20 protein-coding genes and 1 pseudogene are annotated in these 24,565 nt (G+C 26.2%); 9 read left to right on the top strand and 12 right to left on the bottom strand.

What is annotated here, in order from left to right; all coding sequences use genetic code 11:
* The first annotated feature begins 12 nt into the window (after positions 1–12).
* From radA to NBW53_RS03150, 7 genes and pseudogenes are all read left to right on the top strand, one after another.
* A complete protein-coding gene (radA, locus tag NBW53_RS03175; RefSeq protein ID WP_250278639.1) occupies positions 13–1,368 on the top strand; it encodes a DNA repair protein RadA in 1,356 nt (451 codons plus the stop codon).
* Positions 1,369–1,602: 234 nt separating this feature from the next.
* Complete coding sequence (locus tag NBW53_RS03170) at positions 1,603–2,100, top strand: SEC-C metal-binding domain-containing protein (protein WP_250278638.1); 498 nt, start codon at positions 1,603–1,605, stop codon at positions 2,098–2,100.
* Positions 2,042–2,675 (top strand): annotated as a pseudogene (locus NBW53_RS10155) (L-threonylcarbamoyladenylate synthase); the annotation flags it as partial. The gene NBW53_RS03170 and the pseudogene NBW53_RS10155, both read left to right, overlap by 59 nt.
* A 45-nt stretch (positions 2,676–2,720) precedes the next feature.
* The gene (locus NBW53_RS10150) at positions 2,721–3,158 is read left to right on the top strand and encodes a Sua5 family C-terminal domain-containing protein (RefSeq protein ID WP_408647047.1); all 438 of its coding nucleotides are present in this window, start codon (positions 2,721–2,723) and stop codon (positions 3,156–3,158) included.
* Between the two features lie 11 nt (positions 3,159–3,169).
* On the top strand, positions 3,170–4,048 hold the full coding sequence (gene rpiB / locus NBW53_RS03160; RefSeq protein ID WP_250278636.1) for a ribose 5-phosphate isomerase B: 879 nt from the start codon (positions 3,170–3,172) through the stop codon (positions 4,046–4,048).
* 11 nt (positions 4,049–4,059) lie between these two features.
* On the top strand, positions 4,060–4,689 hold the full coding sequence (gene upp, locus NBW53_RS03155; protein ID WP_250278635.1) for a uracil phosphoribosyltransferase: 630 nt from the start codon (positions 4,060–4,062) through the stop codon (positions 4,687–4,689).
* Between the two features lie 79 nt (positions 4,690–4,768).
* Positions 4,769–5,794 (top strand): glycosyltransferase family 4 protein, encoded by a 1,026-nt coding sequence (locus NBW53_RS03150; protein ID WP_250278634.1) that lies wholly within the window; start codon positions 4,769–4,771, stop codon positions 5,792–5,794.
* Between the two features lie 43 nt (positions 5,795–5,837).
* Here NBW53_RS03150 and NBW53_RS03145 read toward each other — a convergent pair whose 3' ends face one another.
* The 12 genes from NBW53_RS03145 to NBW53_RS03090 form a co-directional block, all read right to left on the bottom strand.
* On the bottom strand, positions 5,838–7,574 hold the full coding sequence (locus NBW53_RS03145; protein ID WP_250278633.1) for a phospho-sugar mutase: 1,737 nt from the start codon (positions 7,572–7,574) through the stop codon (positions 5,838–5,840).
* A gap of 88 nt (positions 7,575–7,662) precedes the next feature.
* Positions 7,663–8,196 (bottom strand): DUF1836 domain-containing protein, encoded by a 534-nt coding sequence (locus tag NBW53_RS03140; protein ID WP_250278632.1) that lies wholly within the window; start codon positions 8,194–8,196, stop codon positions 7,663–7,665.
* Between the two features lie 81 nt (positions 8,197–8,277).
* On the bottom strand, positions 8,278–10,026 hold the full coding sequence (locus NBW53_RS03135) for a hypothetical protein (protein ID WP_250278631.1): 1,749 nt from the start codon (positions 10,024–10,026) through the stop codon (positions 8,278–8,280).
* Positions 10,001–10,900, bottom strand: a complete 900-nt coding sequence (locus tag NBW53_RS03130) for an ABC transporter ATP-binding protein (protein WP_250278630.1) — start codon at positions 10,898–10,900, stop codon at positions 10,001–10,003. The genes NBW53_RS03135 and NBW53_RS03130 overlap by 26 nt, the downstream gene beginning before the upstream one ends.
* Before the next feature lie 13 nt (positions 10,901–10,913).
* Positions 10,914–11,264 (bottom strand): GntR family transcriptional regulator, encoded by a 351-nt coding sequence (locus tag NBW53_RS03125; protein WP_250278629.1) that lies wholly within the window; start codon positions 11,262–11,264, stop codon positions 10,914–10,916.
* Between the two features lie 159 nt (positions 11,265–11,423).
* The gene (locus NBW53_RS03120; protein ID WP_250278628.1) at positions 11,424–13,256 is read right to left on the bottom strand and encodes a 5'-nucleotidase C-terminal domain-containing protein; all 1,833 of its coding nucleotides are present in this window, start codon (positions 13,254–13,256) and stop codon (positions 11,424–11,426) included.
* Between the two features lie 234 nt (positions 13,257–13,490).
* Positions 13,491–17,819, bottom strand: coding sequence for a PolC-type DNA polymerase III (locus NBW53_RS03115; RefSeq protein WP_250278627.1), 4,329 nt, complete (start codon positions 17,817–17,819; stop codon positions 13,491–13,493).
* A gap of 24 nt (positions 17,820–17,843) precedes the next feature.
* Positions 17,844–18,893, bottom strand: coding sequence for a flavodoxin-dependent (E)-4-hydroxy-3-methylbut-2-enyl-diphosphate synthase (ispG, locus tag NBW53_RS03110; protein ID WP_250278995.1), 1,050 nt, complete (start codon positions 18,891–18,893; stop codon positions 17,844–17,846).
* A 90-nt stretch (positions 18,894–18,983) separates the two neighbouring features.
* Complete coding sequence (locus tag NBW53_RS03105; protein ID WP_250278626.1) at positions 18,984–20,054, bottom strand: M50 family metallopeptidase; 1,071 nt, start codon at positions 20,052–20,054, stop codon at positions 18,984–18,986.
* Between the two features lie 30 nt (positions 20,055–20,084).
* Complete coding sequence (locus tag NBW53_RS03100; protein WP_250278625.1) at positions 20,085–21,245, bottom strand: 1-deoxy-D-xylulose-5-phosphate reductoisomerase; 1,161 nt, start codon at positions 21,243–21,245, stop codon at positions 20,085–20,087.
* Between the two features lie 15 nt (positions 21,246–21,260).
* Positions 21,261–22,097 carry a phosphatidate cytidylyltransferase gene (locus NBW53_RS03095; protein WP_250278624.1) on the bottom strand — a complete coding sequence of 279 codons (837 nt, stop codon included), beginning with the start codon at positions 22,095–22,097 and terminating at the stop codon, positions 21,261–21,263.
* Positions 22,098–22,099: 2 nt separating this feature from the next.
* The gene (locus NBW53_RS03090) at positions 22,100–22,387 is read right to left on the bottom strand and encodes an undecaprenyl diphosphate synthase family protein (RefSeq protein WP_408647046.1); all 288 of its coding nucleotides are present in this window, start codon (positions 22,385–22,387) and stop codon (positions 22,100–22,102) included.
* A gap of 283 nt (positions 22,388–22,670) precedes the next feature.
* Here NBW53_RS03090 and NBW53_RS03085 point away from each other — a divergent pair, with 283 nt between their 5' ends.
* Both NBW53_RS03085 and NBW53_RS03080 read left to right on the top strand, forming a co-directional pair.
* Positions 22,671–23,999, top strand: coding sequence for an APC family permease (locus tag NBW53_RS03085; protein ID WP_250278657.1), 1,329 nt, complete (start codon positions 22,671–22,673; stop codon positions 23,997–23,999).
* Positions 24,000–24,162: 163 nt separating this feature from the next.
* Positions 24,163–24,369 (top strand): alpha/beta-type small acid-soluble spore protein, encoded by a 207-nt coding sequence (locus tag NBW53_RS03080; RefSeq protein ID WP_250278656.1) that lies wholly within the window; start codon positions 24,163–24,165, stop codon positions 24,367–24,369.
* Positions 24,370–24,565: the final 196 nt, after the last annotated feature.

Raw genomic sequence — 24,565 nt, 5'->3', positions numbered from 1 at the left:
TAAGGAGTTTTTATGGCAAAAATTAAAACAAAATACATATGTCAAGAATGTGGATATGAAACTGGAAAGTGGCTTGGAAGATGCCCTTCTTGTAATAACTTTTCAACTTTTTCTGAAGAAATTGTTGAAAAAAATACTCCAAAAATTACTAGCCCTTCTGCTACAAATAAAGCTTTATCTTTAGATAATATTGCTCCTATAAATGAAGTTAGAACAAAAACTCAAATAGGAGAACTTGATAGAGTTTTAGGTGGTGGAATTGTTCAAGGTTCTTTAACATTGGTAGGTGGAGACCCTGGCATAGGTAAATCTACCCTACTTTTACAAATATGCCAAGCCGTTGGTGAAGCTAATAAAAAAATATTATATGTATCTGGAGAAGAATCTGCTCAACAAATAAAGCTACGAGCAAGCAGATTAAATATTACAACAAAAAATCTTCTTCTTTTATCTGAAACTAATTTTAATGTAATAGAAAATACTATAAGAGAGCTTTCTCCTGATTTAGTTATAATAGATTCTATACAAACAGTTTTTTTAGATGACCTTTCTTCTGCTCCAGGTAGCGTAACACAAGTTAGAGAATGTACGGCAAAAATAATGCGTATAGGTAAAGGAGAAAATATATCTATATTTATAGTAGGTCACGTTACTAAAGATGGGTCTATTGCTGGTCCTAGAATATTAGAACATATGGTAGATACAGTTTTATACTTTGAAGGTGAAAGACTTGCTAGTTATCGTATATTAAGAGCCGTAAAAAATCGTTTTGGTTCTACAAATGAAATTGGTGTGTTTGAAATGCGTCAAATAGGATTAGTAGAAATAAATAATCCATCTGAATATATGCTTTCTGGACGACCAATAGGTGCTACTGGTTCTTCTGTAACTTGTAGCATAGAAGGAACTAGACCAATACTTGCCGAAGTCCAATCTTTAGTAAGTTATACAACTTTTAATATACCACGAAGAATGGCAACTGGTATGGACTTTAATCGTATGATACTTCTTGTAGCCGTTTTAGAAAAAAAATTAAATCTCCAGTTAGGCTCTTATGATATTTATGTAAATTTAGCCGGAGGAATAAAAATATTAGAACCTGCCTTAGATGCTTCTGTTGCTTGCTCTATTGTATCTAGCTATAAAAATAAGCCTATTGATGCTAAAACATTAATTTTTGGAGAAATAGGACTATCTGGAGAGCTACGTGCTGTATCATTTTGTGAAAAACGTGTTATGGAAGCATTAAAACTAGGCTTTGAAACAGTTGTTATACCAAAAGATAACTTAAAAGAAGTTTCTTCTATAAAAGATATTAAAATTTGTCCTGTTGCTAACATAAATGAACTTTTAAAATTAGTTTTATAATAATAAACTTGATTTTTATTATAAATAATTTATATTGTATAATAAGTAAAAATAGGGTATAATATTTATTATTATATCTAAATTTATTAATTTTAGTATATTTATCTAGACATTTTACAAATTTTAGTGTAAAATATATAAGATTTAAAAGTTTTTAATACAAACATATATACATTTATAATATACCCTATATAATAACTAATTATTATAAATGTATTTTAAGGAGGATAAAAAATGAATTTATACGAAAGTTGGTTTAATAAAGCATATACTAAAGATGGTGGTATAAATAATTTATTTTGGAATGACTTTGTGCCAAAAGAACAAAAAATATATGAATATATATTAAGTGAAAAAGTTGAAAAAATTGAAGGTAGCGTTAAAGAGCTTGCCGAAAAATTTGATATGTCTCCAGAATATTTTACTGGATTTATTGATGGTATAAATGACACACAAGAAGAAAAAATTGTATTACAAGATTTAACAGAAGATAGTCAAATATGTATAAAAATTAATTTTGAAGTTTTATACAGAAAAATGGTAGAATACAAAGCTGACCATCTTTACAACCTTCCTGAATGGAAAAATATATTTACAGAAGAGCAACTAAAAACACTTTTTAGAGGGCAAAGAAGCTCTACTACATTTATTAGAGAACCAAAAATAGAAAGAAATGACCCTTGTCCTTGTGGAAGTGGTAAAAAATATAAAAAATGTTGTGGGGCTAACTAATTTGTCTAATACAATATTTGAAAAAATTGATAATTTAAATCCACTTTTAAATATAGTCGCCTTAAAAAGGGCGGCTAATATTTTAAAAAATGAAGGGTTGGTAGCTTTTCCTACCGAAACGGTTTATGGACTTGGTGCAAATGCTTTAAATGAAAATGCTATAAAAAATATATATAGCTAAAGGGCGTCCGTCGGATAACCCCCTTATTGTTCATATAGCAAATAAAGATGATATTTACCCTCTTATAAATGATGTGCCTAAAGTTGCTCTTCTTTTAATGGATAAATTTTGGCCAGGCGCCTTAACAATTGTCTTAAAAAAAAGCTCTCTAATACCAAATATAACTTCTGGCGGCTTAGATACTGTTGCTATAAGAATGCCTGATAATAAAATTGCATTAGCCTTAATAAAAGAATGTGGCTTTCCTTTAGCTGCTCCTAGTGCAAATACTTCTACAAAACCAAGCCCTACTAATGCAAATCATGTTTATAAAGATTTAAACGGAAAAATAGATATGATTATAGACGGTGGAAATTGTGATTTTGGTATAGAATCTACTGTAGTAGAAGTTTTAGATAATAAAGTTACTATTTTAAGACCTGGTAATATAACAAAAGAAATGTTAGAAAGTGTTGTTGAAAATGTATCTATTGATAAAGCTATTTTAACTAATAATTCTAATATGATAGCAAAAGCCCCTGGTATGAAATATAAACATTATGCACCTTTAGGAGATGTTTTTATAATTGATGGCAATATTGATAATATAATTTCTCATATATTAAAATATTTAAAAACAGATAAGGAAAATAATTTAAAATCTATTGTTATTGCATCAAATGAAACTATAAATAATTATTCATCTTTTACTGCTTTAAATGTTGGTAGTAGGAAAGATTTAGATGAAATTGCTAAAAATATTTTTAATATTTTAAGAGAATGCGATAACCTTAATGTAGAAAAAATATATATAGAATCTTTTGCCGAAAAAGGTGTTGGACTTGCAATTATGAATAGGTTAAAAAAAGCTGCTGGTTATAAAATAATAAATGTATAAGGTTGATTTTTATGAAAAATATAATATTTGTTTGTACTGGTAATACTTGTCGTAGTCCTATGGCAGAAGCAATAGCTAAATCTTTATGTAAAAATATAAATATAAATATTACCTCTAGAGGAATTTTTGTATATAATAGTTTATCTATTAATGAAAATGCTAAACAAGTTTTAAATAATAATAATATTAATATATCTGAACATTTTTCTACTCCCCTTAGTTTATCTGAGTTTGAAAATGCCGATTTAATATTAACAATGGAAAAACAACATAAAAATCTTTTACTTAAAAATAATAATGTGAATAAATCTAAAGTTTATACATTGTATGAATATACATTAAATAGTGATATGGATATAAAAGACCCTTTTGGTTGTGATATTGATACATATAATAAATGTTTTGATGAACTTTATAATCTTATATCAAAAATAAACTTTGATAATATACAGGAGGAAAATATGATAGGTATAGGCTCAGACCACGGTGGTTTTCACTTAAAACAAGAAGTTATAAAATATCTAAAAGAAAATAATATACCTTTTAAAGATTATGGAACAAACTCTACAGATTCGGTAGATTACCCTATTTATGCAAAAAATGTTGCAAATGATGTAGCAAATGGTACTTTAAATAAAGGTATATTAATATGTGGAACGGGTATTGGGGTATCTATGGCTGCCAACAAAGTTAAAGGTATTCGTACGGCTCTTTGCCACGACGTTTTTTCTGCTAAAGCTACAAGAGAACATAATGATGCAAATATATTAACTATGGGTGAACGTGTTATAGGTGTTGGTTTAGCTTTAGAGATAGTAAAAACTTTCTTAGAGACACCTTTTTCTAATGACGAAAGACATATAAGAAGAATTAATATGATAGAAGAATAGGAGTGATTTTTTTGAGTAAATTATACATAGTAGAACACCCTGTTGTTCAAAGTAAAGTTACTATGCTTAGAGATGTAAAAACAGGTAATAAAGAATTTAGAGAGCTTGTTTCCGAGATAGCTAGTTTTATTTGCTATGAAGCAACAAAAGATTTAGAAACAACAGAAATAGAAGTAGAATCTGTACTTTGTAAAACAAAAGGTCATGTTTTAAATAGAAAAGTTGGTATTGTACCTATATTAAGAGCTGGTCTTGGTATGGTTGATGGTATATTAAATTTAATACCTAATGCTAATATAGGTCATATTGGTCTTTATAGAGACCCTGAAACTCTTTTACCAGTAGAGTACTACTGTAAATTACCTTCATCTGACCCTGCTAATACAGATATATTGCTTGTTGACCCTATGCTTGCTACTGGTGGTACTGCCATAGCTGCTATGCAATTTATTAAAGAACGTGGATTTAAAAATATCAAATTTTTATGTTTAATAGCTTCACCAGAAGGTGTAAAAAAAGTAAACGAAGCTCATCCAGATGTAGATATTTATACTGCGTCTTTAGACGACCATTTAAATTCTCACGGCTATATTATACCAGGTCTTGGTGATGCTGGAGATAGAATTTTTGGAACAAAATAAAATTACATTTTAATATAAAAAATTATTTTAAAAGGTTCTATCTATCTAAAAGAACTTTATCCTACAAGGAGGTTTTTATTTGGATCATAATTGGTTACTATATTGGGCTGGTTTTTTAATAGCATTTGTTGTATCAATGCTTATGACACCTTTTGCTAAAAAAATTGCATTTAAAATAAAAGCTATTGATTATCCAAAATCTAGAGGCTTAAATAAAGAACCTATGCCAAGGATAGGTGGACTAGCTATATTTTTAGGTTTTTTAGCATCTATTATCATATTATCTTTTTTTGTTGAAGATTTTCATACAAAACAATTTATTGGATTTTTAACTGGTGGTGTATTAATAGTAATTCTTGGTATATTTGACGATATTTATGAACTTTCACCAAAAATTAAATTTATTGTACAATTATTAGTAGCTTTTATTGTAGTGTCTACAGGAACAAGAATAGATGTTATGTCTTGGCCTTTTTGGCAATATTTACGTCCTTTTAATGCTATAATAACAATGGTATGGATATTAGGCCTTGTAAATGCTGTAAATCTTATAGATGGTGTTGATGGTCTTGCTGCTGGTGTATCTTCTATAGCTTCATTATGCCTTATGGTACTTTGTTTAATATCTGGTAGCAATTTAGCCGTTATTTTAACAGCAATATTAGCAGGCTCTTGCTTAGGCTTTTTACCAAGAAACTTTAGCCCGGCTGAAATTTATATGGGTGATACTGGCTCAACATTTTTAGGATATGTATTAGCCGTAACGTCTTGTATAGGTGTATATAAAAGCTACGCTGTTCTATCTATCGTTATATCTACATTAGCAGTAGCTTTACCTATTTTAGATACACTTTTTGCTATGATAAGACGTGCTATAAATAGAAAACCTTTAATGAGTGCAGATAGAGGTCATCTTCATCATAGACTTATAGATAGTGGTTATTCTCACAAGCAAGCTGTTATTATTCTTTATGGGCTTAGCTTATTTAGTGCTATTATTGCCATACTTATAGCTATACAAGACTATAAAGCAACTATTGTTGTTTTTATAGCATTTTGTATGCTTATGCTTATGATGTATGTTTATAAAAGTCGCACTCAATAAAAATACAAAAGGCTGAAAATTAAATTTTCAGCCTTTTGTATTTTTATTTTAAAATATTTTCTATCATATCCATAACATTTTTCATCAAACTATCAAGTTTAATATTAGCTTCACTTTCTGTTGATTCTTCTACTCCAAAATATATTTTTATTTTTGGTTCTGTACCAGATGGTCTAACACAAAACCAAGATTTATCACTTAATGTAAAATATAAAACATTAGATTTTGGTAAATCTGTATCTAATACAGTATTATTGGGTAAATTTTTTATTTTTCCAACTTTATAATCTCTTACTTCTATTAAATCTTTTCCATTTACTGCCTTTGGTGTAGATTCTCTTAGATATGTCATTATTTTTTCCATATCTTTAATACCATCAATACCTTTTAATGTAATAGATTTTATATCTTCTTTGAAATAACCATATTTTTTATAAATTTCTTGTAAACCTTCGTATAATGTTAAACCTTTATTTTTATAAAATCCTGCTAGTTCACATATAAGCATAGTGGCAACAACAGCATCTTTATCTCTAGCATATGTACCAGCTAAACAACCGTAGCTTTCTTCAAATCCAAAAATATATTCATTACGTCCTGTTTGTTCAAATTGTTTAATTTTTTCACCAATAAACTTAAACCCTGTTAATACATTAAAATAGTCCACATTATAATTTTTTGCTATCTTTTCAGTCATATTAGAAGATACAACTGTTGATATTATAGCACCTTTACTAGATAATGTGCCCTTTTGTTGCTTTTGACTTAAAATATAGTCTGTCAATAATACTCCCATCATATTTCCAGATAAGATAATATATTCACCTTTATTATTTTTTACAACTGCCCCTACTCTATCTGCATCAGGGTCTGTACCTACAATTATATCTGCATCTATTTCTTCTGCTAATTTTAAGGCTAATTTAAATGCATTAGGGTCTTCTGGATTAGGATAATCTACTGTGCTAAATTTACAATCTGGTAATTCTTGTTCTTTGACTATATTAACATTTTTAAATCCTGCTTTTTCTAATATACGTCTTACTGGCTTATTTCCCGTTCCGTGTATAGGTGTATATACTATTTTTAAATCACTAAAGGTCTTTATCATATCTTTATTTATTAATTGATTTAACACATTTTCGTCGTATTTTTCATCTATTTCTTTACCTATGATATTAAATAAATTTTGTTTTATAGCTTCTTCTTTATCTAATTTTTTTATAGCCTTAAAATCTTTTACATTATTAACATAACCTATTATTTCTACATCTTTTGGAAAAGGTACTTGCCCTCCATCTTCTCCATATATTTTATATCCGTTGTATTCTGGAGGATTATGACTTGCTGTAATAACAACACCTGCTATACAACCTAATTCTCTTATGGCAAAAGATACCATAGGAGTTGGCCTTAATTCATCAAATAAATATGTTTTTATACCATTGCCATTTAAAACAAGTGCCGTTATTTCTGCAAATTCTTTGCTCATAAATCTAGAATCGTAACCTATAGCAACACCTTTTTCTTTTTTATATTCTTTTTGATTTAATATATAATCTGCAAGCCCTTGTGTTGCTTTACTAACTGTATATATATTAATACGGTTAATACCAGCCCCTATAATACCTCTTAATCCACCTGTGCCAAAATCTAAGTCTTTATAAAACCTTTCTTCTATTTCTTTTTCATTATCTTTTATACTTAACAATTCTTTTTTAGTTTCACTATCAAAGTATTCATCATTTATCCAATTTTCATATACACTTTTATAATTCATATTTTACCTCCATAAAATACATATAATCTATATATTTTTATTATATATGTAATATACAAATTATACAAGTTATTATTTTATATAAATTTTATTTTTTTAAATATAAATCTATAATTTTTTCTGCCAAATATTTTCTTTGATTAGCTTCATTAATAATATTTATTAAAAATACTATTAAATCTATACTTATATCTTTATTTTCTTGCATATTTTCTAAAAAATTTTCTATATTTTTATAAAATTCTTCATTAGATTTTTCTTTATATATTAAAAATTGTTTATATATTTCTTCTATATTTTCTTGGCTATCTTTTAATATTAAACCAATATCTGTTATAGACATTATAGATTTTAAATGATAAATTAATATTAATGATATTAATTGTTTTTTATTATACTTTTTTTTAACTGGTGATAACAATATTTTATCTTTTGCATAGTTATTTATCATTGTTTTAGTAATTATTTTTTGGTCTTTATCTCTTTTATATTTTTCAAGATTATATTCTAAAAAAGTTGTTACTTGGTCTATATATAAATCTATATTAGGGATTTTATCTAGATCTATGTCTTCTATGTCTAAATATTCTTTCAAAATATTTAATATTTCATCATTTTTCATATTCAATACCTCCATAATTAACTATATTAACATATAAGTATTGTTATATCAAATATTTTGTATAAATTCTTTAAATATAGTTTACTTTATTCCTAATTTAGATAAATAATCTAATGTATTTTTATATTTATTACTTATACCTAAATTATAATAATTTCTTTCTAAACCATAATTCCAACTATTTACATTTATATTTAAGTTAAAAATAATATCTTCTGGCAAAATAAAAATACCACTTTCTTCAATATCCTTTTTTAATACCTTTATTAAATATTTTTTATCTATATTATTAAATTCTTCTAAATTATAAATGTTAAAATTTTTATTATATAATTTGAAGTTAATATCATTATTTGCTATATCCTTATATAAAATATTAGCAAATTCTTTAATATATTTTTTATTATTTAAAATATTTTTTAATATATTTGTAGCTTCATAATCTGAATAACTAAAATTAATATTTCTGCATAATATTTTACCATTTCTTAATTTGTATGTAATATTAAAATTATAAGTATCTTCTACTTTATTATTATTATTATTATTATTATTTTTTTTATTAATAAATATTTTGTGTAAATCATTTATATTTTTTATAATATCTTCATCTTGTATATTATTTAATTCATTATTTAATACATTATTAGCATTTATCATAATAGATACATTAGATATCTTTTCTATATCTGGAACATAATCTTCTCTTTTAAATATATCAAATTTATATGAAAAAATTATAACTAAACATATAATAGCACAACATATTATACTATACCAATTTTTAAATATTGCTCTAAAATCAAAATCATATATAATCTCTACTATGCAATGTAAAATAATACAACCCATTACAATACCTAAATATAATAATAAGCTATTTTCAGATATTAAATAGAAAAGCATCCCTGTTAATATAGATCCAACACATACTATAAAATATTTTATTATAGTTTTAGCATATTTAAAGGCTATACAAGTATTAGATTTTTCACTTTTTCTAGCTTTAAATAATATTAAGCTTATAATAATTATTACTAATGTTATTATAATATACGTAATAAATATATCTATTTTTCCAAAATTTATATTATACATAGATGTATGATTTATACTGTCTATTAAACTAAAATAACATAGTACTGGATTATATTTAACTGTATACTCAAATAAATAACTTAAATCTATTAAATTTTTAAAAACTATTTGAGATAAACCATCTACAACAACTACTACTATAGAAAATATATTTATTAATATAAATGTAAGCATTAATGATGCTATTGTACTTCCACATATAATACTAGAAAATACTGTAATAGAATATATAGTAATAAAAAATAGTATGTCAAAAGATATAAATTTTAAAACATATCTAAATTGTAATAAATTTTCCCCTAAAATTATTTTTAAAATTCCATATAACACAATATTGGATATTATGATTATAGGCACTACTATTACAATACCTAGTAAATATTTTATAAAAAATAAACTATTTCTTGATATAGGTAAAGAATGATAGAAATCTACCTGTTTTCTATTATGTAAATATGAAAATATAGATATAGCTAAAATTATTGCTAATAAAATAATTATCATTTTATTTAGCATATACTCTCCGATTAAATAATCATTTAATGTTAATAATTTTTCCATAAATCGTTCATTATCTACATTTTTTATAGTTAAATAATTAGAAAAATTTAATAAAGGTACTACTATTTTAACAAAAATAAACATCATGATGGTCAAAGCACTAGCCCATATATAATTTTTATATTCTTGTTTAAATACTTTAAAATTAGATGATAAGTGATTTGATATCATATCCTTTTTCCTCCGTTTCTACTATAAATATTTCCTCTAAAGATAATGGTAACATTTCAAAAAATATTGGTTGTAAACTTTCTAAATATTTATTTACATATTCTTTATTACCTCTTATAGTAATTACATTTAAAGATCCTCTAGTTTCTGTTTTAATTATATCCAATTTCTCAAATATTTCAGTTGTAATAGTTTCTTTAAAAACAATTTGAACTTTATGTATATCTAATTTTAACTCTTCTAAATCTTTTGATAATATCATACCTCCCCTGTGCAAAAGTCCTATGTTGTCACATATATCTTCTAATTCTCTAAGGTTATGAGATGCTATAACAGGTGTTAGGTTTCTTTCATCTATATCTTGTGCAAAAAGGCTTTTTACTGCTTGCCTAACAACTGGATCTAACCCATCAAATGTTTCATCACAAAAAAGATAATCCGTTTTTGAACATAAACCACATATAACCGATATTTGTTTTTTCATTCCCTTTGAAAATGTTTTTATTTTTCTATTTCTATCAAGACTAAAATCTTTCATAAGTTTTTTATATCTTTCAATATCAAAGTTTTCATATATTGTTTGATAATAATTTTTCATATCTTCTGGAGTAGCATTATTAAAGAAAAATTGTTCATCAGATATATAAAAAAACTTATTTTTTACTCCTATATTATCAAATATTTCTTCATTATCTATTTTTATATTTCCACTATCTGGTTTTAATATTCCAGATGCCATTCTTAAAAATGTAGATTTACCAGCACCGTTTGTACCAATAAGCCCAAAAACACTTCCATTTTTTATTGTTGCAGATACATTATCAACAGCTATTATATTGTCAAATTTTTTTGTTACATTTACTGCCTCTATCATATATACTCTCCTTTCATTTAAGCCAACTTAAAATAAGCTCATCTGTTGCTCCTATATCTCTAGCTTCTTCTATAAGCCTTTTTATATCATCTCTTATAAATTCAAGCTTATTTTTTATACAGTCTATACAATTTGGTGATATAAAGCTACCTCTGCCTTTTATTGAATAAGTTATGCCTTTACTTTCTAGCAAACTATATGCTCGTTGTATAGTATTAGGATTTATAGAAAGCTCCATAGCTAACTGTCTAACGCTTGGTAGCTGTTCATCTGGCTTTAAAACACCTTTTATAGCCAATTTCTCTATACTTTCTGTTAATTGTTCATAAATAGGTTTAGGATTTCTAAAATCTATATTAAACATAATTTACCTCCTTTCATAATAAGTGTATTAGTTGTATTGATACACTTATTATAGTTCATGCAAATTTTTTTGTCAATAATTATTTTAAAGTTAATTAATGTAAACATAAAAAAGTTGTACACTATTTAATTAATAGTGTACAACTTATAAATTTTTATTTTATGCTACTTTTTTAACTTTTTTATTAACAATTTTTGTGTTATTATTTTCTCTTATATTATTATGCTTATTTTTTTCATCAACTAAATCGTTAACAGTAATAGATTTACTATTATATTTTGCTAATTTTATTTTTCCAGAATTAATTTGTTCTTTAGCTTTTTCATGAAGCTCTTTATCCCAGTTAATACCTGTTATTTTCCAGTTATTATCTACCTTATTTGTTATTTTACCTTTTTTTACATTTTGGATATAATCTCCTATAAGCTCACGAACTCCGCCTATATCTCCTCTAACGTCTATTTGTAATAATTTAGGCTTGTCCCCATCTTTAAAAATAACATCTGATAAAATATGACTATTAGCTCTATAATTATTTAATGCAACTTTAAATACATCTGTATCTTTAACTGGTGTTCCATCTGCTTTAGTAAGATTTTCTATTCTATTACCAACTTCTTTTGATATATTAATTTCATAGTTTATACCAGTAAACATATCATACCAATACCCTCTGCTATCTGGTTTAAAAGATATAGTTAAATCTCCGTCTTTATATTGGTTAAAATAAGATGCATTCCATTCCATATATTGTTTAAGTTGTTTACCTGTCATCTCAACTACATATAATGTATTAGGGTATTTATATATTAAAGAAGTATCACTTTTTTTAATATCTCCTTGTTTCATATTAGCATTAGTGCTAAGTAAAGCTGCGGCAGATATATCTGCTCCAGAATAATATAATTGTACTTCATTAATAAAATCTATAAGAGCCGTATCTTGTATATATGCTTGAGCGATACCTTTAATTTCATTTTTAGGTACAAGGTCTCCACATTCAAGTTTACCTATTATAGTGTTTGCATCTTTTTTAGCTTTTTGGTCATATCTTTCTAAAACTTTTAAAACCTCTTTATCTGGTTCATATTTTGAAACATCAATAAGTTTTGATTTTCTATCTATAATTTTATATTTACCATTTGTATCTTTTTTTAGAGTGATATCAATTTGAGCAATAGTTTCTCCAGCATTTTTATTTTCAACTATTAAAATATCATTTAATAATTTACCTTTTACTGCCTTATGCTCATGTGCTGCTATAATAACATCTATATCTTTAGAACTTTTAGCTATGTCATCTACACCAGAATTTTTAACATTATATTCATTACTTTCGCCCATATGGTTTACAGAAACTATAATATCTACTTTACCTTTAAGTTCTTCTACAGCTTTATTTATTTCTTCTAATGGGTCTGTAACTTTATATCCTATAAGCTTTTCAGCATCCCATCTTGTAATATTAGGTGTAACCATACCTATTATACCAATTTTAATACCATTTTTTTCTATTATAGTATAATCATCTGCTAAAGCTGTTTCATCTGGTCTATAAACATTACCTGTTAAAATTTTAGCCTTAGATGTTTTCATTACTTTTTCTAAAAAATCCATTCCATAGTTAAATTCGTGATTACCTAAAGTCCATATGTCATATCCAATAGCATTCATTCCTGCTATTGTAGGTACAATCTCTTCATCTAAAAATAACTCAGAATAATTTCCTTGTATAGTATCTCCAGCATCAATAACAATAGTATTTTCTGTTTTTAATTCTTTAATAACAGTCGCTATTTGAGCTAAGCTACCATGTTTACTCTCCATATTTGTAGCATATTCATAAGGATAAAATTTGTTATGAATATCACTAGTTGCTAAAAGTCGTATCGTTATTTCATCATCTTTTATAGTATTTGCAAATACATTAAAAGTTAATGAACTAACAAGTACAGTAATTACTGTTAAAATTGATAAAAATTTTTTAAGCATAATATCTCTCCTTTTATAAAAAATATTTACACCTAAATAATACCATTTTTTCCAAATATTATCAATAGTAATAAATGTTTATTTTTAAAAAATAGTAAAAATTTTATATCAAAAAATATTATTAAATAATTGTATGTGAAAATAATATTTTTTATATAGTTTATTCAAATTTTATATTTTTAAAAGGCTATAGATAAAGTCATATAGCCTCAAAATAAACATCTATAAAATTAACTACATAAATAATGTAAGTTGGTTTGTATCTGGCATACCTTGTAAAACACCATTTTGCTTTAATATTTCAACAACAGTTTTACTTATTTTAGTACGTTCAACAAGATTTTCAACCGTATCAAATAGTCCATTTTCTCTAGCTTCTACTATATTTTGCGTAGCTTGCTCTCCAAGCCCTTGAACGCAACATAAAGGAGGCAACAATCCCTCTTCTGTAACATCAAATTTAAACCCTTTAGACTTATATAAATCCATTTTTGTAAATTTTAATCCTCTTTTATACATTTCTCTAACAAGCTCTAAAACAACTAATTTTGTTTTTTCTTTTGTTGTAGCTCCTTTTCCTAATGCTTGTATCTCTTTTATAGCTAATTGTACTTTGTCTAATCCAAAGCACATTAAATCATAGTCGAAATCTTCTACTTTAACAGAAAATAAGCTAGCATAAAATGCATAAGGATAGTTTATTTTAAAATATCCCATTCTAAAAGCATTTGTAACATATGCTACTGCGTGCCCTTTAGGAAACATATATTTTATTCTTTTACAAGACTCTATATACCAATCTGGTACATTTTTTTCTATCATAGCTTGTTCAAATTCTGGTGTTAAACCTTTACCTTTTCTAACAGATTCCATTATAGTAAAAGCTAATTTATTTTCTACTCCTTTTAAAATAAGATAAACCATAATATCATCTCTTGTTGGTATAACCTCTTTAAGAGTAGCTACATTGTTTTTTATAAGCTCCTGAGCATTGTTAAACCAAACATCTGTACCGTGAGAAAGTCCAGATATTTTAACAAGGTCTGAAAAACTATTAGGCTTTGTATCCATAAGCATTTGTATAACAAAAGGTGTACCAAATTCTGGCAAACCTAAAGACCCTGTATCACATTCTATATCTTCAACACTTACCCCTAAAGCATTAGGAGAAGTAAATAAGGACATAGTTGTTTTATCATCCATAGGTGTGTTAAGCGGGTCAAACCCTGTAAAGTCTTTTAACATACGTAAAATTGTTGGCACGTCGTGTCCTAATAAATCTAGTTTTAATATACGCCCACTTATAGAATGATAATCGAAATGAGTAGTTATAACATTAGATGTTGGGTCATCTGCCGGTCTTTGTACTGGGCAAAAATCATATATACTTTTTGTATTAGGTACAACCATAAGCCCACCTGGGTGTTGTCCTGTTGTTCTTTTTATACCAACGCACCCTTCTACAAGTCTATTTATCTCTGCACCACTTATTTTCATATTTCTTTCATCTGCATATTTTTTTACATAACCGTATGCAGTCTTGTCTGCCAATGTACCTATAGTTCCTGCTTTAAACACATATCCTGTGCCAAAAAGCTCTTCTGTATATTGATGGGCTTGTGCTTGAAATTCTCCTGAAAAGTTTAAATCTATATCTGGTTCTTTGTCTCCTTCAAAGCCTAAAAATGTTTCAAAAGGTATGTCGTGTCCATCTTTTGATAGCATAGTTCCACATACTGGGCATACTTTGTCTGGCAAATCCCAGCCAGAATTACCTGCATAAGCTAAAACTTCTTCAGAATCAAAATCTGAATATTTACAATTTTTGCAAAAATAATGTGGCGATAAAGGATTAACCTCTGTTATACCTGCCATTGTAGCGGCAAAAGATGAACCAACAGACCCCCTAGACCCAACAATGTATCCATTATCATTTGAATTCCAAACTATTTTTTGAGCTATTATATATAACACAGCAAATCCATTTTTTATGATAGAGTTTAACTCCCTTTCTAGCCTATCTCTCACTATTTTGGGTAAGTCTTCTCCATATATACTTTTTGCTTTTTTCATTGTTATATCTGTTAGCTCTTTATCTGAGCCTTCTATTTCTGGTGGGAATGTACCATCTGGTATAGGCAATATATGTTCTATCATATCTGCTATAATGTTTGTATTTTTTACTACTACTTCATAGGCTAAATCTTTCCCTAAATATTCAAATTCTTCAAGCATTTCTTCAGTTGTTCTAAAATATAAAGGTGGTTGATTATCACAATCTTTAAATCCTTTAGAAGCCATTATTATTTTTCTGAAATAATCGTCATCTTTATCTAAAAAATGTACATCACAAGTAGCAACTACTAATTTATTATATTTTTTACCATAGTCTATAATTTTTTTATTTATATTTTGTAAATCTTCTACACTGTTAATGTTAGATACTTTTTCATTTTCTATTAAAAACTCATTATTTCCTATTGGTTGTATCTCAAAATAATCATAAAAATTTGCTAACTTTTCTATTTCATCTTCGTCTGCATTGTTTAACACTGCTTGATAAAACTCTCCATTTTCACAAGCTGTACCTATAATAAGACCTTCTCTAAGTTTTAAAAATTCACTTTTTGGTATTCTTGGGTCTCTAAAAAAATATTCTAAGTTAGATTTAGATATTAGTTCATATAAATTTCTAAGTCCTTTTTGATTTTTTACAAGTATTATAGCATGATTAGGTCTTAGTTTTTTTACATCTATATTTGTTCTTGCTAATTCATTTACACCATCAAGATTATTTATGTTATACTCCTTTTTTAATATTTCAGTAAATTTTATAAATATATTTGCTGTAGCTTCTGCATCATCTACCGCTCTATGATGATTTTCTAAAGAAATATCTAACTTTTTAGCAATTACATTAAGTGTATGTTTAGCCATATCTGGAAAAATAGTCCTTGATAACCCAACTGTGTCTAAAACAGTATTTTTTACTATTTTTCCATTTCGTTCTGCCCATTTTTTTATAAATCCCATATCAAATTTAGCATTGTGTGCAACTAAAACACTATTACCAAAAAACTCAAAAAACTTAGGTAACATTTCACTTTCTTCTGGAGCCTCTACAAGCATATCATCTGTTATATTAGTTAGATTTACTATCTCTTTACTTAAATTTTCGTGAGGGTTTATAAAAGTAGAAAATCTATCTATTATTTGTCCATTTTTCACCTTAACAGCACCTATTTCTATTATTTTATTATACTCTCTATTAAGCCCTGTTGTTTCTAAGTCAAAAATAACATATTCATCTAATAAGCTTTGATTTTTACTATGCTCTACAACATTTGATAAATCATCTACTAAATATGCTTCAACTCCATATAACACTTTTATATTAAGCTTTTTTGCTATATCCATAGCATCTGGAAAGGCTTGTACAACTCCGTGGTCTGTTATAGCAACTGCTTTATGCCCCCATTCACTTGCTCTTTTTATTATATCTTTTACAGATGTTACTCCGTCCATTTTGCTCATTTGAGTATGTAAATGTAACTCTACCCTTTTTACAGGACTATTGTCCATTTTAGGTTCTGGTGGATTTGATTTACAAATTTCCATAGGTGATAATATAAGCTCTTTCATATATTCATCATATCTTATTTCACCTTTTACTACAACAAAGTTACCTTTTTTTACAATATCACTATAATCTTCTTTAAAATCTTCTGGTTCTGTAAAAAATTTAAAACTAATAGAATCTGTCATATCTGTTATGTCTACTTTTACAATATATTTGCCTTTTTTAGTTTCAGTTATATCTAAACCAAATATTTTACCTTTTATAGTTATTATTTCTCCGTCTATTACAGAATTTTTTATTTCTTTTACTTCTTCTTCTATTGTGTCTTTTATTTTTAATGATAACCTTTTTACTCTCCTAAATTTATTTATATCTGGATATTTATCTTGTTGTGATACTTGATGTGTGTTTTGTGTATTAGTGTTTTCTAATGCCTTAGCTATAAGCTCTTTTAATTCATCATTTTTTTCTTTAGCGCTATTAATATTTGTATTTACATCTATAAACTTTACAAAAACATTAATATCAAATCTATCTTTTATTACTTCCTCTATAATAGTATCTATCTTTTTAGCCTTAAAAATAAATGCTCCTCTTTTATAAAGGTTTATATTTAAAATATTTTCTTCTATATTAAATGTAGCCTCTTTAAATATAGGAAAACAAATAGGACTTTTTACTTTTATAACTTTTACTATATTATCCCAAATTTTTTCTACTTTTTGTTGTAATGTTAAATCATCTAAATTATATTTTAAATATATATTTACTTCTTTTAAAAATTTAAAATTTTCAAATATATCTTCTTCAAAGTCTTTTAAGCAGTTTTCATTTACTACTTTATCACTTTGTAAAAATATTTCAGCTAATGCCCTACTACTGTTAATTTTTATATTAGAAACAATAGTATTTTTAAGAACAGTCTTTACATTAGCAGATAATTTTATTTTAGAAAAAACATTAGAAAATTTTTTATCTTCCAAATAAAATCACTCCAAATTATAACTTTATAACTCATTTATAAGCTTTAAAAGTTCTGGTATAAGCATATCTTCTGGAACTTTTTTTAATATTTCTCCCTTTTTAAAGATAAGCCCATATCCTTTTCCACCTGCTATACCTATGTCTGCTTCTTTAGCCTCTCCTGGACCATTAACTGCACAGCCCATAACAGCAACTTTTAAATTTTTATTTATTTTTTTACATTCTTCTTCAACTTTGTTAGCAATAGATATTAAATCAACTTCTGTTCTACCACAAGTAGGGCAAGATATAAACTCTATACCAAATTTTCTAAGCCCCAAAGATTTTAAAATCTCTTTAGCCGTTTTTATCTCTTCAATTGGATTACCTGTTAAAGATACTCTTATAGTATCTCCTATACCCATACTTAAAATAGAGCCTATACCTACTGCTGATTTTATAGACCCACTCCATACAGTTCCTGCTTCTGTTATTCCTAAATGTAATGGATAATCTATTTCATTAGATAATATAGAGTAAGTTTCCATACTAAATGGAACACTAGATGCTTTTATAGATACTACTATATTATTATAATCATATTTTTCTATTATTCTTACGTGTCTTAAAGCACTTTCAACAAGTCCCTTTGGTGTAACTTCTCCATATTTTTGTAATATATCTTTTTCTAATGACCCAGAATTTACCCCTATTCTAATAGGAATATTTCTTTCTTGTGCCTTAGTTATAACTGCTTTTATTCTTTCTTCATTACCTATATTACCTGGATTTATTCTTATTTTATCAATACCATTTTCTATGGCTTGTAAAGCTAACCTATAATCAAAATGAATATCTGCAACTAAAGGTATTTTTATATTTTTTTTAATTTCTTTAATAGCTTCACAAGCCTCCATATCTGGAATAGCAATTCTTATTATTTCACAGCCTTCTTCTGACAAGCTTTTTATTTGTTCTATTGTAGCCTTCGCATCTCTAGTGTCTGTATTACACATAGATTGTATAGCAATAGGATTATTACCACCTATTTTTATATTACCAATAGATATTTCTCTTGTTTTTTTTCTTTGTATAAAATTTATCAAAAAATCACTTCCTTTTAATCTGTAAATTGTTGTCAAAAAGGCTGATTTTATATAAAAATCAACCTTTTTATATTAAAATTAAAATAAATTTATAACATCTTTAAAAGCTATTAATATACCAAATCCCATTAAAATAACAAATCCTATAAAATGAACCATACCCTCTTTTTCTGGAGATATAGGTTTACCTCTTATAGCTTCTATTGTTAAAAATACTATTCTTCCTCCATCAAGTGCTGGTATTGGTAAAAGATTAAATACTCCAATATTAGCACTAAGAAGAGCCATTATATTAAGCATAGTAAGTATAGTAGCACTAACACTAACTTTCATAGCCGTTTCATAATGTTTATCAATAACTGGTGTTATACCTATAGGTCCTGTTAATTCTTTTAAAGCAATTTGACCTGAGAATAAATCAAACACACCAATTATTGTAACTTTTATAGTAAATATCATATTATTATATCCATCACGAATAGTACCAAAAAAAGTATTTTTTTCTATACCTTCAATATCTTTGGCTAAAAGTCCATTTTTTAAAACTGGTGATATACCTATTAAATATCTGTTGTTATTTTTATCAAATTCTGGTTTTATATTAAATTTTATTTTTTGTCCATCTCTTTTAACTATTAATTCTAAACTTTTATTTTGCTCTTCTTTAAGCCTTGAGATTTGAAAAGTTAAATCTTCAAAATTTCTTATTTTTTTGCCGTCTAATTTATATATTACATCTTTTGGTTGTATTCCTGCTTCTTGAGCTGGAGACCCCTCTGTTACTTCTCTAACAGTAGTTGTAGCAGTGCCACTAAAAAATGTAATACCAATAAATATAGCAAATGCCAAAACAAAGTTCATAAATGCACCAGCAAAAATTATAGCAAATTTTTTAGGCATAGTAGCATTAGAAAAACTATCAGGGTCATCACTAGCTGAATCTTCATCTTTCATTTTGCAATATCCACCAAGCGGAAAAAGCCTAACAGAATATAATGTACCATCTTTTTCTTTGCTCCATAGCTTTGTACCCATACCTATTGCAAATTCTTCTACAAATACACCACTTTTTCTAGCAACAATAAAATGTCCCCATTCGTGTACTAATATAATAAATCCAAATATTAAAATTGTTATTATTAAAGACAAATATATTCACCTCATTATAAATTTTTATGTTTAAAATTCATTACACAAAATTATATTTTTTGCATAATCTCTTGAAAGTTTATCTGCTTGTAAAACATCTTCCAAACTATAATCTAGCTTATTTTTATCTTTATAATTTTCCATTGTTTTATAAACAATTTTAGGTATGTCTGTAAATTTAATTTTATCACTTAAAAAATATTCTACTGCTACTTCGTTGCTAGCATTTAATACACAAGGCATAATGCCTCCTATTTTTATTGCATCAAAGGCATATTTTAAACAAGGGAAAAGTTCATAATTAGGCTTTTTAAATGTAAGATTATTATGTTTTAAAAGGTCTAGTTTTTCAAAATTATTTTTTGTTCTATTAGGATATGCTAAGGCATATTGTATAGGTACTTTCATATCTGGTGTTCCCAATTGAGCCATTATAGCACTATCTTTATATTCTATCATAGAATGAATTATACTTTGTGGGTGTATAATAACTTCTATTTTATCTATATCAATATTAAAAAGCCACTTTGCTTCTATAACTTCAAGGCCTTTATTCATAAGTGTTGCCGAATCTATTGTTATTTTTTTACCCATAGACCAGTTAGGATGATTTAAAGCTTCTGCTAATGTTACGTTTTCAAGGTTTGTATGTTCTCTAAAAGGACCACCAGATGCTGTTAATATAATTTTTTCTATATCTTTATGTTTGTTTCCTTGCAAACATTGAAAAATAGCCGAATGTTCACTGTCTATTGGATATATATTTACACCATACTTTTTAGCCTCTTTCATAACTAGCTCACCTGCAGAAACTAATGTTTCTTTATTAGCTAGAGCTATATGTTTTTTTGCTCTTATCCCATATATAGTAGGCAAAAGTCCTATATTACCAACTAATGAATTTAAAACTGTATCTATATTATCTAATGTTGCAAGCTTAATAAGACCTTCTTCGCCTGTTAATACTTGTGTATTTGTATCTTTTATATTTTCTTTTAAAATATTAGCCTTTTCCATATCCATAACACAAACATACATAGGCTTATATTTTCTTATTTGATTTTCTAAAATATCTATATTAGTATTTGTAGATAATCCTATAATATTTATATTTTTTAAATTTTCTACAACTTCTAATGATTGTGTACCAATAGACCCTGTAGAACCTAATATAACTATATTTTTATTCATATATCCTCCAAAATATTAAAGAATAATATTATAAATTTCTATTATTTTAAGAACAATATAACAAATACCAGCTGTAAATATTACACTATCAAATCTGTCTAATATTCCTCCGTGGCCTGGTATAATTTTACCATAATCTTTTATATTAAATCTTCTTTTGGTAGCAGATGCTGTTAAATCTCCAAATTGAGCAAATATAGCACCTATTATACCTAAAAGAACAAAACTAATTATTAATGTATAATTATTGTTGAAAATATGCTCTATTTCTACATTTTTGTTTGCTATAAAAAATCCATATATTCCACAAAATAATGCCGAAAATAAAACACCACCTATTGCACCTTCTATAGTCTTTTTAGGGCTAAGCCCTGGTGTTAATTTATGTTTTCCCATTGTTATCCCTACAAAATATGCTCCAGTATCACAAGCCCACGCACATATAAAAGGTAACCATACAGTATAATTTCCATAATCAAGCTCTCTTATTAAATATACCGTAGAAAACATAAGGGGTATATAACAAAATCCAAAAAATGTTAAAGATACATCAAATATACTTATTTTTTTATAATTAAATACCATAAATATTAAACTTAGTAATAAAAATGTTCCACTTATCAAATCAGATATTTGAAAAAATGGTGTATCCAAAATTAATAAATAAATTAATGCAAAAATAAACCCTAAATAATGTATTGGTATTATTTTTTTACATATTGCTTTATAAAATTCATACATACCTATTATAGATACAAATATAGTACCTATTTTTAAAGGTAACCCCCCATAATATACTAAAGCAAATAATATAGGAAACAAAACTACACTTGATATTATTCTAACTAACATTGCTAACTATTTACCCTACCGCCAAAGCGCCTTTCTCTTTTTTGATAAGCATTTATCGCTTGTTCTAAGTCTTCAAATGTAAAATCTGGCCAAAGCTTATCGCTAAAATAAAATTCGCTATAAGCCGATTGCCATATTAAAAAATTACTTGTTCTAAGCTCTCCGCTAGTTCTTATTATAAGCTCTGGGTCATTATATTCTTTTGTGTCCAAATAAGAAGAAACAAGATTTTCATCTATATTATCTATAGATATATTTTTATTATTTACATCTCTAGCTATATTTTTTATAGCTCTTACTATTTCATCTCTACCACCATAATTTAATGCTATATGTAAATTAAGCCCTTTTACTAGATATTTCTTTTAAATAGGCTAAATCTTTAACATTATATAAAACATACTTAAAATAATAAATATAAATAAAGATAAATAGTTTATAATAATTATACTAAAATATAGTATACATATAACAAAATTAATAAAATAAGTTTTAATAAAAAATGCTTGACTTAAATTTATACACAATATATAATTATGAAATATTAAATTTTCAGCGGAGAGGAGAAAAAATATGGAAGATAACAAAAAATATGGACTTTTTACCGCAATAACAATGATAATGGGTATAGTTATAGGCTCTGGAATATTTTTTAAAGCAGATGATGTTTTAACTTATACTAATGGAAATGTACTTTTAGGTATATTTATATTTTGTATAGCTGCAATATCTATAATATTTGGTAGTCTTTCTATATCTCAATTAGCAACTAGAACAGATAATCCAGGCGGTATTATATCTTATGCTGAAGAGTTTATAAATAAAGAAACTGCATCTGCATTTGGTTGGTTTCAAACATTTTTATATTTACCATCTTTAATAGCTGTTGTATGTTGGGTTGCTGGTATATATATATGTCAATTATTTAATATAAAAGATAGTTTTTTAAATCCTTATACTATTGGTATTATAATTATGGTTTTAATTTACCTTATGAATACTTTATCCGCTAAAATTGGTGGTTATTTTCAAAATATATCTATGATTATAAAATTAATCCCTTTAATTTTATTTGCTATATTAGGTATGATAAAGGGTGAACCTCAAAATGTCTTAAGCTCTGATTTTGAAAGTATAAAAACTGCCGGTGTAAGTTTAGGTATATTATCTGCTTTTGGACCTATTGCATTTGCATTTGATGGTTGGATAGTTTCTACATCTATATCTCACGAAATAAGAAATAGTAAAAGAAATTTACCAATAGCACTTATAATATCTCCTATATTAGTATTATTAATATATATATTATATTTTGTAGGTATTAGTGTTTTTGTAGGAACTGAAAATGTTCTTATATTAGGAAATGATAGTGTTAATAAAATGGCTAGTATATTGTTTGGTGAAACAGGTTCTAAAATAATTGTAATTTTTGTAATTATTTCTGTTTTAGGTACTATAAATGGTCTTACATTAGGGCTAATAAGAATGCCTTATTCTTTAGCTATTAGAAATATGGTACCTTTTAGCAAACCTTTATCAAAACAAAATGAAAAACTTCATAATATGCCTTTAAATTCTGCTATTTTTTCATTTATTATTAGCTTAATTTGGTATGCTATACACTATATAACTCAAATTAATAATATGCCTGGAGATGTATCTGAAATAATCGTTTGTATTAGCTATATAAATTATTCTATATTATATTGTGTTATTATAAAGTTAGCTATAAAAGGTGAAATTAAAAATAAATTTATGGGTTATTTTGTTCCTATAATGGCTATTATAGGCTCATTAATAATTTTAACAGGTGGCTTTAACAATCCTTTATTTATTTATTATCTTATTCTTTGCCTAGTAACTATGCTTATAGGTTATTTTTATTTAAAAAAATCTAAATAATTTTATTAAATAAATTTACATTTATTACCTAGAATTAGTTTTTATTATTTGAACATAATAATATTACAAAGCTAATAATTAATATAGCAAAAAGAAAAAGTTATATAAATTAATAGCTTTGTAGACAGTATAGTAAAATGACAAAATTATGAGGTGATTTATTATGGCAAGTAATAAAAAAGCAATTCCAGAAGCAAGAGCAGCCCTTGATGCATTTAAATACGAGGTTGCAAATGAAATAGGAGTGCCTTTAAAAAAAGGCTATAATGGAGATTTAACTTCATATCAAAACGGTTCTGTTGGTGGCTATATGGTTAAAAAAATGATTGAAGCTCAAGAAAGACATATGGCAGGACAAAAAAATAGCTAATAGCTAAAGTTAAAAAGAGTATTGCTTATTTCAATAAGTGGTACTCTTTTTTATGTTCTTATAAATATTTATATTATCTAATCTCATTTTATATAATCTATTAATAAAATTATACAAACATACGATATATAAAATTTTTTATTAAATACAAAAGAGCTAAACTTTATAAATTATAAAATTTAGCTCTAAAATAATA

Source organism: [Clostridium] colinum, from assembly GCF_940677205.1.
Taxonomy (GTDB): Bacteria; Bacillota; Clostridia; order Lachnospirales; family CAG-274; genus Tyzzerella; species Tyzzerella colina.
Note: the sequence above shows the minus strand (reverse complement) of the source record. Positions and strands in the feature narration are given on the sequence as shown.